At 31.5% G+C, this 19,245-nt stretch carries 12 protein-coding genes and 1 tRNA gene; 10 read left to right on the top strand and 3 right to left on the bottom strand.

The window, feature by feature from the left end:
* Positions 1–36: 36 nt before the first annotated feature.
* The gene (purL, locus tag FRY74_RS06880; protein ID WP_147099916.1) at positions 37–3,720 is read right to left on the bottom strand and encodes a phosphoribosylformylglycinamidine synthase; all 3,684 of its coding nucleotides are present in this window, start codon (positions 3,718–3,720) and stop codon (positions 37–39) included.
* A 198-nt stretch (positions 3,721–3,918) separates the two neighbouring features.
* Here purL and FRY74_RS06885 point away from each other — a divergent pair, with 198 nt between their 5' ends.
* The 3 genes from FRY74_RS06885 to FRY74_RS06895 are packed head-to-tail and all read left to right on the top strand — an operon-like array spanning position 3,919 to position 6,392.
* Positions 3,919–4,449, top strand: coding sequence for an RNA polymerase sigma factor (locus FRY74_RS06885; protein WP_223265843.1), 531 nt, complete (start codon positions 3,919–3,921; stop codon positions 4,447–4,449).
* Entirely contained in the window at positions 4,446–5,885 is a 1,440-nt protein-coding gene (locus FRY74_RS06890) for a porin family protein (protein WP_147099918.1), read from the top strand. Before FRY74_RS06885 ends, FRY74_RS06890 begins: the two co-directional genes overlap by 4 nt.
* Before the next feature lie 54 nt (positions 5,886–5,939).
* Positions 5,940–6,392: a hypothetical protein gene (locus FRY74_RS06895; protein WP_147099919.1), complete on the top strand. Its 453-nt coding sequence runs from the start codon at positions 5,940–5,942 to the stop codon at positions 6,390–6,392.
* A 54-nt stretch (positions 6,393–6,446) separates the two neighbouring features.
* Here the strand turns inward: FRY74_RS06895 and FRY74_RS06900 are convergent, their stop codons facing one another.
* Positions 6,447–9,068, bottom strand: coding sequence for an adenosylcobalamin-dependent ribonucleoside-diphosphate reductase (locus FRY74_RS06900; protein ID WP_147099921.1), 2,622 nt, complete (start codon positions 9,066–9,068; stop codon positions 6,447–6,449).
* A gap of 524 nt (positions 9,069–9,592) precedes the next feature.
* On the opposite strand from FRY74_RS06900, the gene FRY74_RS06905 reads away from it, so the two are divergent.
* The 5 genes from FRY74_RS06905 to FRY74_RS06925 all read left to right on the top strand — a co-directional run bounded on the left by FRY74_RS06905 (position 9,593) and on the right by FRY74_RS06925 (position 15,459).
* Positions 9,593–9,922, top strand: a complete 330-nt coding sequence (locus FRY74_RS06905; protein ID WP_147099924.1) for a hypothetical protein — start codon at positions 9,593–9,595, stop codon at positions 9,920–9,922.
* 94 nt (positions 9,923–10,016) lie between these two features.
* Complete coding sequence (locus FRY74_RS06910; RefSeq protein WP_147099926.1) at positions 10,017–11,558, top strand: SulP family inorganic anion transporter; 1,542 nt, start codon at positions 10,017–10,019, stop codon at positions 11,556–11,558.
* A 143-nt stretch (positions 11,559–11,701) separates the two neighbouring features.
* Positions 11,702–12,346 (top strand): carbonate dehydratase, encoded by a 645-nt coding sequence (gene can / locus FRY74_RS06915; protein WP_147099928.1) that lies wholly within the window; start codon positions 11,702–11,704, stop codon positions 12,344–12,346.
* Positions 12,347–12,512: 166 nt separating this feature from the next.
* Entirely contained in the window at positions 12,513–14,690 is a 2,178-nt protein-coding gene (hemC, locus tag FRY74_RS06920; RefSeq protein ID WP_147099930.1) for a hydroxymethylbilane synthase, read from the top strand.
* A 34-nt stretch (positions 14,691–14,724) separates the two neighbouring features.
* Complete coding sequence (locus FRY74_RS06925; RefSeq protein ID WP_147099932.1) at positions 14,725–15,459, top strand: uroporphyrinogen-III synthase; 735 nt, start codon at positions 14,725–14,727, stop codon at positions 15,457–15,459.
* A gap of 72 nt (positions 15,460–15,531) precedes the next feature.
* Here FRY74_RS06925 and FRY74_RS06930 read toward each other — a convergent pair whose 3' ends face one another.
* On the bottom strand, positions 15,532–16,533 hold the full coding sequence (locus FRY74_RS06930; RefSeq protein ID WP_147099934.1) for an adenosine kinase: 1,002 nt from the start codon (positions 16,531–16,533) through the stop codon (positions 15,532–15,534).
* A gap of 101 nt (positions 16,534–16,634) precedes the next feature.
* On the opposite strand from FRY74_RS06930, the gene FRY74_RS06935 reads away from it, so the two are divergent.
* A tRNA-Asn gene (locus FRY74_RS06935) sits at positions 16,635–16,708 on the top strand.
* An 82-nt stretch (positions 16,709–16,790) separates the two neighbouring features.
* Complete coding sequence (locus FRY74_RS06940; RefSeq protein ID WP_147099936.1) at positions 16,791–19,175, top strand: OmpA family protein; 2,385 nt, start codon at positions 16,791–16,793, stop codon at positions 19,173–19,175.
* Positions 19,176–19,245 lie beyond the last annotated feature (70 nt).

Raw genomic sequence — 19,245 nt, forward strand, 5'->3', positions numbered from 1 at the left:
CAAAAATAATATTTTTTAATTACTTAGCAATAAATCTTATGATTTTTCCTCAACCCATTTTTTTGCATTCACAAAAGCTTCGAACCAAGGTGTAACATCATCTTCTTTTCTAGAGCTTTCATAAAAACCTGTTTGCCATGGAAAAATTGTTCTTTCTAAGTGTGGCATCATCGCTAAATGGCGTCCATCGTTAGAGCAAATACCTGCAGTGTTAAATTCAGAACCATTTGGATTAGCAGGGTAAGAGCTGTTGGCGTAATTCATAATAATATTATAATCACTTTCAGTCCCATCAAATAAGAAACGACCCTCGCCGTGAGCAACCCATATTCCTAATTTACTTCCTGCTAATGTTTTTAACATTACAGAATTATTTTGAGGAACTTCAACAGTTAAATAAGTAGATTCAAATTTCCCACTTTGGTTATGCGCCATTGGTTGTGTTTTTCCATTCGATTCAATTAAACCTAGCTCCATCATTAATTGACATCCATTACAAACACCTAAACTTAAAGTGTCAGGTCTTGCATAAAAATTATCTAAAGCTTCTTTTGCTTTAGGGTTATATAAAAATGCTCCAGCCCATCCTTTTGCTGAACCTAATACGTCTGAATTGGAGAATCCGCCAACAAAAACAATCATGTTTACATCACTTAAATCTTCTTTACCTGCAATTAAATCTGTCATGTGAATGTCTTTCACATCAAAACCAGCCAAGAATAATGAGTAAGCCATTTCTCTATCGCCATTTACTCCTTTTTCACGGATTATTGCAGCTTTAATTCCTGTTGTGTTTTTTCTTCCGTGCTCTAATCCATAATCAGCTAATTTACCTTTAAATTCTTCAGTAAATTTAAAGTCAATTGCATTTTGACTAAATGTTTCAAAACGTTGTTTTGCCAATTCTGGTTTAGTTTGTTTTTGGTCTAATAAATAAGATGTTTTAAACCAAAGGTTTCTCATCTTATCTATGTCAAAACTTAATTTTGCACCATGATGTTTAATGTCTAATGTTCTGTTGGCTGTTGGTTTTCCTAAAATATGAGCATGAATACCTTTTTTTCCTAACTCAGACACTGCTGCATTTTCATTTTTAACTTGAAGTACAACTGAAGGGATTTCGCTAAACAATATTTTTACTAAATCTTGTTCATCAAAAGATGAGAAGTTAATATCTAACCCACCTTTTGTGTTTGCAAAATTCATTTCTAATAAAGTAGTAATTAATCCGCCTGCAGAAACATCATGACCAGCTAATACTAAATCCTTTTTTATTAATGTTTGAACGGCATCAAATGTATTCGCAAAATATTTATTATCGCTAATATTTGGTGTGCTTTCACCTAATCTATTTACAACTTGTGCAAATGAAGAACCTCCCAATTCGAAAGCATCTTTAGAAAAATCTACTAAAATTAATGAGCTATTTTCATCATTTACTAACACAGGTTCAACAACTTTTGTGATGTCGCTAACTTCTCCAGATGCTGTAATAATTACTGTTCCAGGTGCATAAACTTTATCGTCTTTGTATTTTTGAACCATCGATAAAGAATCTTTACCTGTTGGGATATTTATACCTAAATCGCACGCAAAATCACTTACAGCTTCAACAGCTTCATAAAGTCTCGCATCTTCACCTTCGTTTTTACATGGCCACATCCAGTTTGCCGAAAGAGAAATAGATTTTAATCCATCAGTAAAAGGTGCCCAAATGATGTTTAATAATGCTTCTGATATTGCAAGCTTACTACCATTAATAGGATTTATTAAAGCAGCAGCAGGAGCATGACCAAGTGCAGTTGCTATCCCGTGTTTTCCTTTAAAATCAAGCGCAACAACACCTAGATTGTTTAATGGCAATTGTAATTCTCCTGCATTTTGTTGCTTAGCTACTTTTCCAGTTACCGATCGGTCAACTTTGTTTGTCAACCAATCTTTACAAGCAACAGCTTCTAATTGTAATACTTGCTCTATATAAGTAGTAATTTTGTTGGTATCATAATTAACTGGCTGATATTTCATATCAACAGTTTTATCAGTAATTATTGTTTTAGGAGGTTTTCCAAACATATCCTCTATCTTTAAATCGATAGGAGGTTCATTGGTTAGCTTGTCTTCAAATGTAAATTGATGGTTTCCATTAACTTCACCTACAACATACATAGGAGAACGTTCTCTTTTGCATATCTCTTCTAATAATGGAATGTCTTCAGACTTAATAACTAGTCCCATTCGTTCTTGAGATTCATTTCCAATAATTTCTTTTGCAGAAAGGGTAGGGTCACCAACCGGTAATTTTCTCAAATCAATTGTCCCTCCAGTTTCTTCAACTAGTTCTGATAAACAATTTAAATGTCCACCAGCACCATGATCATGAATAGAAACAATAGGGTTTTTGGTAGATTCTACAAAAGCACGAATAGCATTTGAAGCTCTTTTCTGCATTTCAGGGTTAGAACGTTGAATGGCGTTTAACTCAATAGAATTGCTAAATTCTCCAGTTGCTACAGAAGATACAGCACTTCCTCCCATACCAATTCTGTAGTTGTCTCCACCTAAAATAACAATTTTATCGCCTATTTCAGGAGTATGTTTTAAAGCGTCTTGGTGTTTTCCATATCCAATACCACCGGCTTGCATAATTACTTTGTCAAAACCGTATTTTTTACCATCTTCAGTATGTTCAAATGTAAATACTGAACCATTAATCAATGGTTGGCCGAATTTATTTCCAAAGTCAGAAGCTCCATTTGAAGCCTTAATTAAAATGTCAATTGGAGATTGATAAAGCCAATCACGCTCTTCCATATTGTTTTCCCAGCTTCTTTCATTTCCTAGTCTTGGGTAAGCAGTCATGTATACTGCTGTTCCTGCCATTGGTACAGAGCCTTGACCACCAGCCATTCTATCTCTAATCTCTCCACCAGAACCAGTTGCAGCACCATTAAATGGTTCTACGGTTGTAGGGAAGTTATGTGTTTCTGCTTTTAATGAAAGAACGGTATCTATATCTGTTGTTTCAAAAAAGTCTGCTTTATTTTGTGTTTTTGGAGCAAATTGCATTGCGCGTGGTCCTCTTACAAAACTTACATTGTCTTTGTAAGCTGAAACAATTGTATTTGGATTTTGATTAGAAGTTTTTCTAATTAAATTAAACAGAGAAGACGGTTTTTCTTTGCCATCGATAACAAATGTTCCATTAAAGATTTTGTGACGACAATGTTCTGAATTCACTTGAGAAAATCCAAAAACTTCACTATCTGTTAATTTTCTTCCAACTCTGGTTGAAACGTCTTGTAAGTATTTTACTTCCTCATCATTTAAAGCTAATCCTTCTTGTTGGTTGTATGCAGCTATGTCATCAATATATTGAACAGCTTCTGGTTTTACATTTATTGTAAACAATTCTTGGTTTAATTCAGTAAACATTGCTTCGAGCATAGGGTCGTAAGCTGCATTTTTTGAAAGTTCAATTTTATATTCTTCAATTCTAATGATGTTGTTGATGCTCATGTTTTGAGTAATTTCAACAGCATTTGTGCTCCACGGTGAAACCATTGCAGCTCTTGGACCTACATAAAATCCATTAATGCTTTCACTATCAATTTTTTCTCCATTCAACAACCAGTTTAATTTTGGTAAATCACTTTCGTTCATTACACCATTAAATTGAACAGCAATAATTTTGTTTGAATTGGTTTTAAAGAATACGATCATTTTTCGACTTTTAAGCTTAAAGTTTTAAGAAATGCAAAGTTAGAAAGAACGCTATATTTCTTCGCCTAACTTTCTGATTTTTTTAAAAATATATTAACAGTTTTTTAGCTTTTGTGGAATAACTTAAATATAGAAACAACCTTTTTGATAATATATTCGTATTACTTTCGTAATATCCTGATAATCTGAATACAAACATTGGAATTAGACGAAATAATAAAAGGTTGTAGAGAAGGCAGTAGAAAGCATCAAGAGGCTTTGTATAATATGTTTGCGTCTAAAATGTTTGGAGTTTGTTTAACATATACTCGAGATAGAGATTTAGCTCAAGATATTTTACATGATGGATTTTTTAAAGTGTTTAAAAAATTTCATCAATACAATGAAGATTGGAGCTTGTTTGCATGGGTAAGAAGAATTATTGTTAATACAGCTATTGATCATTTCAGAAAAACAAACCGAATTACTAATGTTGATTTTCAAGAATCGGAATATTTAGGAGGTTCTTATGATGATGTGTCTGAAAGTTTTAAGACAGCTGATTTATCTCAAATTATAAATATGCTTCCTATTGGAGCTCGAACAGTTTTTAATCTATACGTGGTTGAAGGTTATAAACATCGAGAAATTGCTGACATCTTAAATATTAGTGCAGGAACTTCTAAATCACAACTTTCTAAAGCGAAAAGTGTTCTTAAAGAATTAGTAAATAAATATTACGATAGGTGAGTAAGGATGGAAACATAGAGGATTGGTATAAGGGTGAACTTTCAAATTTTGAAGCGAATCCTGATGCTGATGGGTGGGAGTCAATTTCCAGCCAATTGGATAATGATGCGATATTGACTGATGAAAATGTTGGAGAATGGTATGTGCAAGAATTGGAAAAATTTCAGACTGCACCTGATAAAGAAGTTTGGAGTAAGTTGTCTACAAAATTAGATGTAACAAGTGTTTGGGATAAGTTGTTGGTTTCATTAAATCAATATGACAGAATGATTTGGTGGAGAAATACGGCTTTTAAATCTGCTGCGCTTTTACTTTTATTTATAGGAGGTTATTATACTTATACAAATATAGGAGGTGAGGAAAGCAATAATAAATTTATTGTTTCTGAATCAATATTAGGAGAAAATGGTACAACTAAAAATAATACTATCGGATTTGAAAAAGCTAAAAATAATTTAAACGCAAAACAATCTTCTTCTGTTATTGATGAAAAGGTGTTTAGTAAAGCAAGCTTTTCAGTAGCGCCTAAATTAACAACTATTGTTACTAGAAAAGGAGAGCCAAAAGCAAAACGTTCAAACAACAATAATGAAATGCTAGTTGCATCTATGGCAACAAAAGTGGAAAAGATACAGTCTTTAAAAGTAGGAGAATTAGGGGGGGATTATTCTATACTTCCTTTAATTTATAACACTAAAGCTCCTGTTAATTTAGAAACGAAAAGAATAACCTCAAAAGAGTTTTTGGTAAAAAAAGATCAAAACAAAATAATATTTAATTCGAAAAGATTCTCTTCTCATTTTGTTTTTGGAATGTATGCTCGTCGACTATATTTTGGAGTTAATGGAGGTGTGAAATATCAAACATTGTTTGCTAGTAGTAAGCAAAATGAAGCATTCTCTAATTTTACTAAAAAGCAATTGATGGATTTTGGAGGAAGTTTTGGGGCAACTGTTGGGTTGATAGTTTCTGATAAATTTAATTTAGAAGCAAATGTAAATGTATTATCAACAAGTGGTAATAAGCATGAATATTCATCATCTAGTAATAGTTTAATTCAAGAAGTTAACCTTCAATATTCTACTGTTAGCTTATTGGCTAAAAAAATGAATAATAAGTCTACATTTGATAATAAAAAATACTCTACAAATTATATTGGAGGCTTATATGCAGGGTTTTTAACAGCTGCAGAAAATAATATTGATGGAAATATAGTTGATATGAAGAGTCAATATTCTAATATAGATATAGGAATTGTATTAGGAATTGAGCAGGATAGATATATTACAAAAGAATTAGTTGTTACACCTGGAGTTAGATTTTATCAAGGTCTTTTAAATACTTCTAATCAATCAAATGAGCTAATGAATTCATCTAGAAATTTTTCGGTTGAATTCAATATTGGGCTAAAGTATATTTTCTTAAAGAAAAATTAATATCAAACCAACCATTTAGCATAGTAAATCGTGTTACATTTGAAATCTGATAACATGAGTATCTTAAAAAACATATTAACCATTTCAGTAGTTGCAGGAATTTTTGTTTTGCATCCTAGTTTAAATAAAGGTGACAATCCAATTTCTTATTTACAATATTTAGTTTATGGCAATTCTTTAACGTTAGATGTGAATTCATCAATAAAGAAAGAAGCCATAAAAATATTGTGGGTTAATCAAGATGCAAAACAAGAGTTAGTTGTTTTTGAAAAAGGGCAGATTTTAAATGAAGTACCTTCAGAAATCGGAAATCAAAAATTATTAGTTTACTATTTCGATAGTTATATTGGTGAGATTCAACAAGAAAAAACTAAAAAATTTCAAGCACATCAATATCACATTAAATTATCTTCAAAAAACAATACAGTTTTTTTTAATGGTGAAATTGAAGGTCCTGCTAGTTATAAATCACCTTCAGTTACTATTCCTAACATGGCTTCCTTGTAATAAAAAAGCCTTACTAAATTAGCAAGGCTTTTTTTACTCAGTATATTTAGTTGATTACCCACATTTAGAGTGACCACAACTTTTACAATTTAAACATCCTTCCTCATAAACTAAAGATGGTTCTTTACAGCTAGGGCATACATTTTCAGCTGGTTTAGTTCCGTCAGGAATAAATTTCTTTAAAGCTCTAACCACACCTTTTTTCCATGTGTTTAATGTTTCGTCATTTAAGTGTAAATCGTCAACCATATCTACCACAAAGTTTAATGGCATTCCGTGACGTAGAACTCCAGAAATTAATTTAGCATAATTCCAGTACTCTTCGTTAAACGTTCTAGATAAACCTTCGATTGTAGTTTTATAACCATGGCTATCTTCATATTGGAAATCGTAACGAGTTTTTCCGTCTTCAGATTTACTCTTAATTACCCAGCCATTTTGTACTTGTGATAATATTGAAAATGATTCTTTGGCAGCACCAGTAAATACTTCATAAGGTCTTCCGTCTAATAAGCCAACAACAGCAATCCATTTTTCACTTTCGTTATTAAATTGGATAATTTCAGCTTCTAATTTATCAGGACGTTTTGGAGCATTTGTTTCTAAAAATTTATTGATGATTTCATCTTCTTTCTTTTCTTCATTAGAAATTAAAACACCACTTCTTGAACCATCTCTATATACAGTAATTCCTTTACAACCTTCTTCCCATCCAGTAAGGTATATTTCACTTACTAATTCTTCAGGACATTCGTTAGGCACATTAACTGTTACACTAATTGAATGGTCAATCCATTTTTGAACAGCACCTTGTAATCTTACTTTTTCAACCCAATCCACATCGTTTGCAGTAGCTCCGTGATAAGGAGATTTAGCAATTACTTTTGCTAAATCTTCTTCGTTCATAGCTGCAACTTCGGTTGTGTCATAGCCATTAACCTCTAACCAAGTGTTAAATTTGTGGTGGAACACATGATATTCTTCCCATGAATCACCAACTTCATCTACAAAATCAACTCTAGAGTTTTTATCGTTTGGATTTACTTTTTTTCTTCTTTTATAAGAAACCATAAAGACAGGTTCAATTCCTGAAGAAGTTTGTGTCATTAAACTAGTAGTTCCCGTTGGAGCAATAGTTAATAAAGCAATATTTCTTCTTCCGTATTTTACCATATCGTTGTAAAGAGCTGGATCAGCATCTTTAATACGGTTTATCATTGGGTTTTTCTCTTCTCTAATTGCATCATAAATAGGAAAAGCTCCTCTGTCTCTAGCCATATCTACCGAAGAACGGTATGCAGCTAAAGCTAAGTTTTTGTGTATGTCTGTAGAGAAAGATGTTGCTTCTGGAGTTCCATATTTATAACCTAAAGCTGCTAACATATCACCTTCAGCAGTAATTCCAACTCCAGTTCTTCTTCCTTGTATAGCTTTAGTTTTTATTTTTTGCCAAAGATTTAATTCTGTTTGTTTAATTTCTAAACTTTCAGGATCAGATTCAATTTTTTCAATAATTCTGTTAACTTTTTCCATTTCCAAGTCAACTATATCATCCATAATACGTTGAGCCATCCCAACATGTTTGTTGAATTTTTCGTAGTTAAAAGTAGCTCCTTCAGTAAAAGGATTTTCTACATAGCTATATAGGTTTACAGCTAATAAACGACAGCTATCATAAGGACATAATGGAATTTCACCACAAGGGTTAGTAGAAACTGTTCTAAACCCTAAATCAGCGTAACAATCAGGAATAGATTCATCAATGATTGTGTCCCAGAATAAGATTCCTGGTTCAGCTGATTTCCATGCGTTATGAATAATTTTATCCCAAAGTGTTTTAGCATTTACTGAGCTAGTATATTTTGGGTTGTCAGAATTAATAGGGTATTGTTGTTTGTACTCAGAATTTGATTTTACAGCACGCATAAAATCGTGATCAATTTTTACAGAAACATTAGCGCCAGTTACTTTAGTTCCGTCCATTTTTGCATCAATAAAATGCTCAGCATCTGGATGTTTTACTGAAACAGAAAGCATTAATGCTCCTCTTCTTCCATCTTGAGCAACTTCTCTAGTTGAGTTTGAGTATCTTTCCATGAATGGAACAACTCCTGTAGAAGTTAGTGCGCTATTTTTTACTGGGCTTCCTTTTGGTCGGATGTGAGATAAATCGTGTCCAACTCCACCTCTTCTTTTCATCAATTGAACTTGTTCTTCATCAACCTTCATTACCCCTCCATAAGAGTCTGAATTTCCATCATTTCCAATAACAAAACAGTTTGATAAAGAACCTATTTGGTAATCATTACCAATTCCTGTCATAGGACCACCTTGAGGAACGATATATTTAAAATCTTTGATTACATCATAGATTTCTTCTTCTGTGTATGAGTTATCATATTTTAATTCTACTCGAGCAATTTCTTTTGCCAAACGTCTGTGCATTTGGTCAGGGTTACTTTCGTAAATATTTCCTTCAGAATCTTTTAAAGCATATTTATTAATCCAAACATTTGCAGCTAATTCGTCACCTTTAAAATATTTTGTGGCTTCGATTAAAGCTTCATCAAAAGAATATGTTTTTATCACTGTTTCATCATTTTTTGAGTTTTCTACTGATAAAATCTCATTCGTTTTTTGAGCTGACTCACTTGTTTGATTTAATGTTTTCTCCATTTCTGAAAGGGGTTTTGATCGGTTAATAATAATGAGTAATTCTTGTTAAAATCACTTGTACAAGTATAGTTTAGTTTCATCGAATTTTTAATACGATTCATCTACTATATTTTTCAACAACCAAGTTAGTTTATAACGATAGGTGTTTGAGCTAAATTGCCTTGTTTTTATTAACAATGATTTCTTAATTACTAATTTTTAGTAGATAACGAAAAAGAAGCAATACTGCGTGCTTTTAATAAGGGGTTAACGTTCTGTTTTAGTGTGATTAATGAAATAAGTATGAAATTTTTAACGAGATATAATTATAGGAAATTCAGGGTGGAATTTGTTTTTTATATTAAAATAATTGAGATTGTTTTTTTTGAAAATCATTTTCTAAAATGATTAATATAATTTAATAGAAAAATGGTTGATGGTAGTGAAATTTTTGCAAATTAAGTTTGATTATTTTATATATAAATAATTTATATATAATCTATAAATACTTTTTATAAAAGAATAAAAAGTATATTTTTGAATTAATGAGAGCTGTTTTTTTACCAATATTATTATCTATATTATTACTTTCTCCAATTGTGATTGTAAGTTGCTGTAATATTTTGGGTTACATAGCTTCAATTGATCTTGTTGAATCTGAAGAGAAACAAGAACCATTAGGAGAAAAGTCCCCTAGTCAAGATGGTTCTGAAGAAGAAGGCGAGGAAGAAGAACATATTATTGTAGTGGATAATTTTCTGCTTTTTCATGTTTTTTTCGTTACACCATCGGATAAAACAATTTTTAATAAAAAACCACTTCTTGTATTTCTAGATGTTCAAATCCAGCCTCCTTTGGATGTAGTTAGTGTTTAATTTGTCATATTGATAATTTATTTATCATCATTTAAAATTTGAGTTACAGCCTTAAATTATTATGCTGTAGCTTATCTCTAACTAAAAATATAAAATGAAAAACGGATTTGATTTTAAAAAATTTAAATATGACTTACCTGCAGGTCTAGTCGTATTTTTAGTTGCCTTACCATTATGTTTGGGTATTGCTTTAGCTTCGACTGGCGACCCATCTCTATTATTTAGTGGTGTTATTTCGGGTATAGTCGGAGGGATTATAGTTGGTTTTGTAAGTGGTTCCCCTTTAGGTGTAAGTGGTCCAGCTGCAGGACTTACAGCAATTGTTTTAACTTCTATAGAAACATTAGGAACTTTTGAAGCTTTTTTGATGGCGGTTGTGTTGTCAGGAATTATTCAAATTATTTTGGGTTTATTAAAAGCAGGTATTATTGGGTTTTATTTCCCTTCTAGTGTTATTAAAGGTATGTTGGCAGCCATTGGTTTAATTCTTATTTTAAAACAAATACCTCATGCACTCGGATTCGATAAGGATGCAATGGGAGATTCTGCTTTTTTACAAGTTGATGGGCATAACACTTTTAGTGAGATTTTTTATGCTTTCCAGTTTCCGAGTACTGGAGCTATTATTATTAGTTTAATTTCTCTTTTACTACTAATTGTATTCGAGACAAAAGCTATTAAGAAAATTTCCCTTTTTAAATTTGTACCAGGAGCTTTAATTGTTGTTGTCCTAGGTATTATTTTAAATCAATTTTTTATGGGAATAAATGAGTCATGGGTATTAAATGGAGAGCATTTAGTTGCTTTACCTGTAGCTACAACATTATCAGAAATAGGTGGTCTATTTACTTTTCCTGATTTTAAGGCCTTAGGTGATTACAATACTTATATTATTGCTTTAACTATCGCAATTGTAGCTTCTCTAGAGACTTTGCTTTGTGTAGAAGCAACCGATAAACTGGACCCTTTAAAACGAGTTACGCCGACTAATAGGGAATTGTTGGCTCAAGGAACTGGTAATATGATAAGTGGTTTTATAGGTGGTTTGCCATTAACGCAAGTTATTGTAAGAAGTTCTGCTAACATTAATTCAGGAGGAAAGACAAAAGTGTCAGCGATTTTTCATGGTTTACTTTTGTTGATTTGTGCCTTGCTATTACCTGAACTCTTAAATAAAATACCTTTATCAAGTTTAGCAGCTATATTATTATTCATAGGTTACAAACTTACTAAAGTGTCTCTTTATAAGCAGGTATATAAGTTAGGTTGGGAACAGTTTATGCCATTTTTAACTACAATTTTGGCGATTTTATTTACGGACTTACTCAAAGGTATAGGCGTTGGGTTAGTAGTTGCTGTCTTTTATATTTTGAGGCGAAATTTTAGAACGCCATACTCAACTAAAGAGGGAGATAAAATACATATTTATTTATCGGAAGATGTAACTTTCTTAAACAAGGCTTCTATTTTAATGATGTTAGAAGGTTTGCCTAAAGATTCAAAAGTTATTTTAGATGGAGCAAAATCAGAATCAATTAATTATGATGTTGTAGAAATCATTAATGATTTTAAAAACTATACAGCCAAACAGAAGAGTATTACACTGGAGTTAATTAACATTCCAGAAATAAATTAAATTTATTAATAGCTATCTAAACAAATATTATCTCCAATATTATCTAATAGTGTTTTCGTCTTTAGATTTATTGGACTTACACAGAAAAGTAATAATATTAAATTAGTCAAGATAAATAGATCTTGAAATTAAAAACAAAAGTTATGGAAAAATCGTTTTACAAGCAACTTATTGAAAATAATAGAAAATGGGTTGCAGAAAAATTAGCAGAGGATGAAAATTATTTTTTAGATTTAGCTGATGGGCAACAGCCGCCAGTTTTATGGATTGGTTGTGCTGATAGTCGTGTGCCAGCAAATGAATTAATTGGAGCAAAACCTGGAGAGGTATTTGTTCATCGAAATATAGCAAACATGGTAGTGCATTCTGATATGAATATGTTAAGTGTGTTGGATTATGCAGTAAATGTTTTAAAGGTTAGGCATGTAATTGTTTGTGGACATTATGGTTGTGGAGGAATTCAAGCTGCTATGGGTAACCAAAATATTGGATTAATTGACAATTGGATTAGACATATAAAAGATGTTTATCGCTTTCATCATAAGGAATTAAATAGTATAGAAGATGAATCTAAAAGGTTTGATCGTTTTGTTGAATTAAATGTTGTAGAACAAGTTTATGATTTAGCGAAAACATCGATAGTTCAAAAAGCATGGAAAAATAATCAGGTATTACATGTTCACGGATGGGTATATAATATTCGAGAAGGTAATGTAATTGATTTAGATGTGAACTTTAGTAATGAGGATAGTCTTGATGACGTTTATAAATTGATTATTAAGAAGTAATTAAAAAATATAGTTAAGGGATACTAAAAAAGGACTTTCATTGAAAGTCCTTTTTTAGTATGATTATCTTTATTAGTGATGTCTTTACTTGTCGCCTTATTTTACTTGTTTTTAATCAGAAATAACAGTTATTTTTTAATAAATTTGTGCTCGTTTTAAAAGAAGTATGGATAAAATAGTAGGAGTAGAATTAAGCCATAGGTTTGCCCCAATTTCTGTTAGAGAAAGATTAGCTTTAAATAAGGATCAAACAAGAACTGCGATACAAGCTTTAAAAAAAAGCTACAAGGAGGTTTTTATTATTTCTACTTGTAATCGATTATCTATCTATGCTTATGGTACAAGTCATACTGAAATTTTAAAATATTTTGATCAATTTGGAAATTATAGACAATACTTATCCATTCTTCCAGATAGTGAAATTGCAATAAAGAATTTATTCTCTACAGCTTCTGGTTTAGAATCTCAGGCAGTAGGAGAACACCAAATAAGTGGACAGATAAAGGATGCGTTAGATTTAGGGAGAGAAGAGAAATCTATAGGTCCGGTTTTAGATGAGTTGATTCGACAAGCAGTTCATACCGGTAAAAGAGTAAGGCTAGAAACCAATATAGGTAAGTTTTCGGCTTCGTTAGCTACTGTTGGATTTGAATTGATAGCGCATCACGGTATTGACATTGCAAATGCAACATTTTTGGTTATTGGAACTGGAAATATGGCAAATTTAATGGCCACAGTTTTAGATCGAACAAATATTAAAAAGCTTTACGTTGCTAGCCATGATCAGGAGAGAGCTCAAGAAATGGCAAGCGAATGGAATGGAGAGCCAGTTGATATGCAAAATATGCATAAAGCATTGTCTGAAGCTAATGTAATTGTTGGAGGGACTCAAGGTGAGATAAATTTGCTCCATGAAGAAACAATGGCAGAAAGCAAATGTCCTAGAGCAAAGTTTGCTTTGGAGACAGGCGATAAAAAACTTTTTATAGATTTTGGAGTTCCTAGAAACTTTAATCCTGAATTAAAGAATCATGATAATATTGCCTTATTTGATTTAGATGATATTAAGAAAATAACTTATGAAGGGTTATTGAAAAGATATGATGAAATTCCTGAAGCCAGAAAAATTGTAAATACAGAAGTAGATTGGTTTATAATTTGGTTAAAGAACAGAAAAGTAGCGCCAGTAATTGAAGCATATTGGAAAAACTTAGAGGATATTAGAGATGAGGAAATGAAATGGTTGCTTCCTAAATTAGGAGAAGTGGACGAGCATCAAAAAGAAGTATTGATGCGTTTTACACACCGATTGTTGCGTAAAATTTCAAATCCAACTATTGATGGGATTAAAAATATAGCTCAAAACCTACATGCACAAGATAATCCTATAAACACAGCAAAACAAATTTTAGACGTTGAGGATGTTGATGTTTTTGTTCCTAAAAAGAAAATTATAGTAGGAACGAGGGGTAGTAAATTGGCTTTGACTCAAACCAACTGGGTAGTTGAGCAATTAAAAGAATTACAGCCTGATTATGAATTTGAAACTAAAATAATACGTACAAGCGGCGATGATGGAGATATTAGTGTTGTGGGAGCTTTCACTTCTGCTTTGCAACGATCGATGTTGGCGGGGGAAATTGATATCGCCGTTCATAGTTATAAAGATATTCCTACCGAAGGAGTAAATGGATTGAGGGTTATTCCTGTAACAAAAAGAAAAGATGTTAGAGATGTTTTAATTTCTAAAAGTGGTCAAAAGTTTGTTGAATTGCCTGCTGGTTCAGTAATCGGTACAGGAAGTTTGAGAAGATCTGCTCAATTAAAACAGATTCGCCCAGATTTAGAATATAAATTTATTCAAGGAAATGTAGATAGCCGAATTCATCAAATGGAAACTGGCGAATATGATGCTATTATATTAGCTGCAACTGGTTTGCAAAAAATGAATATGATAGATATTGCAACTGAAATTTTTGAAATATCGACAATGTTACCAGCGGTAGGGCAAGGTATTTTAGGTATAGAGTTAGTAGATAGAGAGGGATATGTTTATGAGTTAGTAAAAAAACTAAGACATGAACCAACAAAACAAGCTGCTGATGCTGAAAGAGCTTTTCTTATAGCGCTTGGAGGAGGTTGTAATTTACCTATAGCTGCTTATGCATCCATTGAAGAAGAAGAAATATCTATTCATGGTGTTTTTGCTTCTGAAGATGGTGTCTATTTTGCATCAAATACTATTAGTGGTAAAGTTGAGGATAGAAAAGAATTAGCAAGAACTTTGGCTTTTCAATTAAAAGAAGAGATAGATATTAAAAAGAACCAAAAGATTGAAGCTTAAAATACTTCATGTAAATTAGATTTCCAAAATAGATATGTTGCCACTAAAAAGAGTAAAAGTGCTTGTGCCAAGACCAATTGGACAAGCCGATGATTTTTCTAATAAATTAATTGAACTTGGTGCTGAGCCAATTTTGTTCCCGTTAATAAGTGTTGAGGCTATAAATAAGAAAGAAGTAAAATCAACCTATGAAGCTACAGCTTTTGATTGGATAATTTTTACAAGTTCTATTGCTGTTCAATTCTTTTTTAATGTTGTAAAGCCAGAGGATGTTACTACTAAGATTGCGGTTGTTGGTACTTCAACAAAACAAGAGATAGAAAAATTGGGATTAAAAGTTAGTTTTATCCCTTCAGCAGCAACAGCTAAAAAATTGGTAAAAGAAATTCCACTGAACAAAGGTGAAAAAGTATTTATACCTCGGTCTAAAATTGCAGGAACTGCAATTGTTGAAACATTAAAAAAGAGAGGTGTCCTTGTTACTGAACTATCAACGTATAATAATGTGCCTGTTGACTATACTCAAGAGCAAATTGAAGAAGTTTTAGCTCAAAACATTAATGTAATTACTTTTACAAGCGCTTCTACAGTTGAAAACTTTGTTCTGCTACTAAGAAAATATAAAATTAAACTTGGCGCTCAGCATATAGTTACAATTGGGCCGTCAACTACTGCTGCAGCTCAGAAAATGAGGTTAGAGGTAGATAAAACGGCAGAGACTCATAATGTAGATGGATTGATTGAGGCAATAGAGAGTATGTATAAATAATATTCAAATTTCACACAAAAAAAGAAGGCTAATACAAATGTATTAGCCTTCTTTTTTTGTTCTGTCTTATTTTTATACTTGATGTAGCTTAGTTAAAATATCTTTAGCTTGATGCCATTCTAATCTAGGTCCAAATTGAGTTACAACTTTAGATGATGCTAAGGAAGCAAGTTTTCCAGAGTCAGCAAAGCTTTTACCGTTTGTAATCCCATAAAGAAATGCTCCAGCAAACAAATCTCCAGCGCCATTAGTATCAATAGCCTGAACATTATATGGTTCGATATCAATAAATGTATCGCCATCAAATATCATTGCACCATTTTTTCCTAGGGTAATTACAAATCTTTTTGCGGATTTCTTTAATTCCTCTCTAGCTTCTGGAAGATTATCTTTCCCGGTATAAAGCATAGCTTCTTCTTCATTACAGAATAATAAATCAACACTAGCTCCAATTACTGATTCCATTGGCTCTTTAAAATATTTAACCATCGAAGGGTCAGAGAAAGTAAGGGCAGTTTGAACTCCGTTTTGCTCAGCTAATTTCTTTGCATGCTTCATAGCTTCTTGTCCATTTTCAGAGGTAACTAAGTATCCTTCTATGTATAAATATTGAGAATCCTTTAGAGCAGCTTCGTTTATTTCACTTATAGAGTAGTTAGATGTAATACCTAAAAATGTATTCATAGTTCTTGATGCGTCATTAGTAGTCATTACTAAGCATTTTCCAGTTATTCCAGCTTCTAATTCTTCAGCATGAATGTTAGAATCTACACCATTATCTTTCAAGTCTTTTTTATAAAAATTTCCTAATTCATCATTAGCCACTTTGCATGAGTAGTAGCTAGATCCTCCGAATTGACTTACAGCGATGATTGTATTGGCAGCTGAACCACCACATTGTTTGTTGCTGTTGTTTAAATTTATCGCATTAGAAACTCTTGTTTGATGTTCTTCATCTACTAAAGTCATTAGTCCTTTTTCTATATTATGATCTGTTAAGAATTGATCTTCAACTTCTGTAACAATATCAACTAGCGCATTACCAATTCCATATACATTATACTTTTTACTCATTCCGTCTTTAATTAATTATTTATTGAATTTTTTTTTACAAATATAGTTGTATAATATAAAACTTTCTATTAATATTGCAGCCGATTTGATATTTATATCATTCCTCCTTAGCTCAGTTGGTTAGAGCATCTGACTGTTAATCAGAGGGTCCTTGGTTCGAGCCCAAGAGGGGGAGCAAAAATAAAAAGCCTTACAGAAATGTAAGGCTTTTTTTGTTTCATGAAAAAAACTAAATTTACGTAATTAGTATATAGTGAATGCATAAATTCTTAATCGTTAGTTTTTTTATTTTTTTTTCAGCTTTAAATGGAGTATCTCAGTCTTCAAAACAAGCAGGAAAGTTTTTTAATAAAGGTCAATATCAAGAAGCTCTCGATCAATACCTCTTATTAGACTCTAATTTGTTGGAGGATAATGACAATTTTAGAATAGGGGCATGTTTTTATATAGCTAACCATAATCAAGTAAAAGGAATTAAATATCTAGAAGATTATACCGTTGAATCTGATTCAGTAATTACAGTAGCATATTTTTATTTAGGTAGTCTGTATCATAAAAATTATCAGTTTGATAAATCTATTGAAACACTAAATGGGTTTCTATCTAAGTTAGAAACGGAATTAAGTAATAGAAATATAGATGAAGAAACTTATTTTAATTTTAAAACAGAAGCAGAGAATATAATTTCTTATTGTAATTATGGTAAATCAATGATGGTTTCTCCACGAAATGTTTTAGTTGAAAATTTAGGAGAGAATATTAATTCTAAATATCAAGAATATGCTCCTGCAATATCATTAGATGAGAAGGAATTAATATTTACAACAAGAAGACCCGAAGGGAATATATCAGCAATATCAGACGATGGTGATTATTATGAAAATATTTACTCTTCTGAATTACTTAAAGGTAGTTTAAGTGAAATTTCTAAAAATAAATCTGAAGCAGGGTTCTTTAATTTGAAAACAGAATTTGAATACTCAATACCAGAAAAATTGCCAGAAATAATTAATGGAGAAAATCATAATGCAAGTATTCAAATTTCAAATGATGGTAATAAGTTATATTTTTATAGAGATTCTGATGTTTGGACTGCTCAGAAAACTGATTCAACATGGGATGAGCCAATTAAGTTAGCCGATTTTAGCACCGATTTTTTTGAGCCTTCTGTATATATAACTCTCGATGAAAAAACGATGTATATTACTAGTGAAAAAGAAGGTGGTTTTGGAAAGATGGATATTTATGTTTCTAAAATAGATAGCAATGGCAATTGGTCTGAAATGAAAAATTTAGGGCCTAAAATAAATACTCAAGACGATGAAGATATTTCATATGTCAGTCCCGATAACAATATTATATATTTCTCATCTAAAGGTCATTCTAGTATGGGGGGGTATGATATTTTTAAGTCAATAAAGAAAAATGGGGAGTGGAGTGCACCAATAAATATGGGAAGTCCAGTAAATACTCCTTATAATGATGCATTTTTTATAATGACTCCAAAATACAATAGAGGTTATTATTCTTCAGAAAGGCCTGAAGGGTTAGGTGGAATGGATTTATATCGTTTAACTTTTGCTGATGAAAGAAATCCTTTAGCTGAATTAGCTGGATTGGTTTTACAGGGAGATTCATTGGTGCCAGCTAAATCTAAAATAGAGATGAAAGAGGTAGAAACTTCTATAAGTTCAGTTCAAAATTCTAAAGAACAAACTGGAGAATACCTGCTTTTGGTTGAACACGGAAAAACATATGAAATGTATGTTGAAACAGAAGGTTTTGCGCCTTATAAAAAAACATTTGTTGTGCCAGAACAACTTGAATATTATCAGCTGTATCAAGAAATTCATCATGTATATTTAAGAGATTCTGAAGGTAATATTATTGGGCAAGAAATAATTACACACAATGCTTTTAATGATATTGATAATGCATTAAGTTCTAATGATACTTTAAAACAATTGTATTCAAAAGAAAATTATTCAAAATTTGTACGAGATTCATCGAATTCATCAGTTGAAAGATTTGTGGATGTTAAGTTTTATATAACTGAAGATTCTTTGGTTTCCCTTCTAAGTAAAGATGAAAAATTAAAATTTATTTTTCCAAAATATGCTGAAATCTCATTTCTTTATAAAAATGATGAGGAATTTAGATATGCTTTAAATTCATATGTTCAAGGGAAAAAAATCGATATAGATTATTTAAGACACAAGTCAATTTTATTAAATGAAATAAATACACAAGAAGAGTTAAGTAGTTCTATAGGAGGGTTAGAGTTTTCTAACGAAAAACCGATAGTGATTTTGTTTGATTATAATCAATTTGCAGTTGATAGTTTATCAAAACGTGAATTAGATTTGGTTTATAATATAATGGTCAAGTATCCCCAAATAAAATTTTTAATAAAAGGATATACAGATTCAAAAGGTTCGAAAAACTATAATGAGCTTCTTTCAACAAGAAGAGCAATGAAAGTATATAACTATATGTTGAAAAAAGGGGTTGATAGAAGTAGGCTTAAATATAAAGGTTTTGGGGCTAGTAATCCAATTGCTCCTAATGTTAATATTGATAATACGGATAATCCAGAAGGTAGAGCTCTAAATCGAAGGGTTGAGTTTGAAATGTTTGATTAGTTTATAAATGTTGAGAAGTTATCATCTTTTTAACTTTTTTTTAGGTGATAAAGTTTTAAATTAGCCACTT

This window comes from Vicingus serpentipes (assembly GCF_007993035.1).
GTDB classification, from domain to species: Bacteria; Bacteroidota; Bacteroidia; order Flavobacteriales_E; family Vicingaceae; genus Vicingus; species Vicingus serpentipes.

What these genes read in the sequence shown, in the direction of transcription:
- FRY74_RS06905 (WP_147099924.1), top strand. Translation starts at nt 9,593, where the DNA reads ATGAGAGCTGTTTTTTTACCAATATTATTATCTATATTATTACTTTCT.
- FRY74_RS06910 (WP_147099926.1), top strand. Translation starts at nt 10,017, where the DNA reads ATGAAAAACGGATTTGATTTTAAAAAATTTAAATATGACTTACCTGCA.
- hemC (WP_147099930.1), top strand. Translation starts at nt 12,513, where the DNA reads ATGGATAAAATAGTAGGAGTAGAATTAAGCCATAGGTTTGCCCCAATT.
- FRY74_RS06900 (WP_147099921.1), bottom strand. Translation starts at nt 9,068, where the DNA reads ATGGAGAAAACATTAAATCAAACAAGTGAGTCAGCTCAAAAAACGAAT.
- purL (WP_147099916.1), bottom strand. Translation starts at nt 3,720, where the DNA reads ATGATCGTATTCTTTAAAACCAATTCAAACAAAATTATTGCTGTTCAA.
- FRY74_RS06925 (WP_147099932.1), top strand. Translation starts at nt 14,725, where the DNA reads ATGTTGCCACTAAAAAGAGTAAAAGTGCTTGTGCCAAGACCAATTGGA.
- FRY74_RS06940 (WP_147099936.1), top strand. Translation starts at nt 16,791, where the DNA reads ATGCATAAATTCTTAATCGTTAGTTTTTTTATTTTTTTTTCAGCTTTA.
- can (WP_147099928.1), top strand. Translation starts at nt 11,702, where the DNA reads ATGGAAAAATCGTTTTACAAGCAACTTATTGAAAATAATAGAAAATGG.
- FRY74_RS06930 (WP_147099934.1), bottom strand. Translation starts at nt 16,533, where the DNA reads ATGAGTAAAAAGTATAATGTATATGGAATTGGTAATGCGCTAGTTGAT.
- FRY74_RS06895 (WP_147099919.1), top strand. Translation starts at nt 5,940, where the DNA reads ATGAGTATCTTAAAAAACATATTAACCATTTCAGTAGTTGCAGGAATT.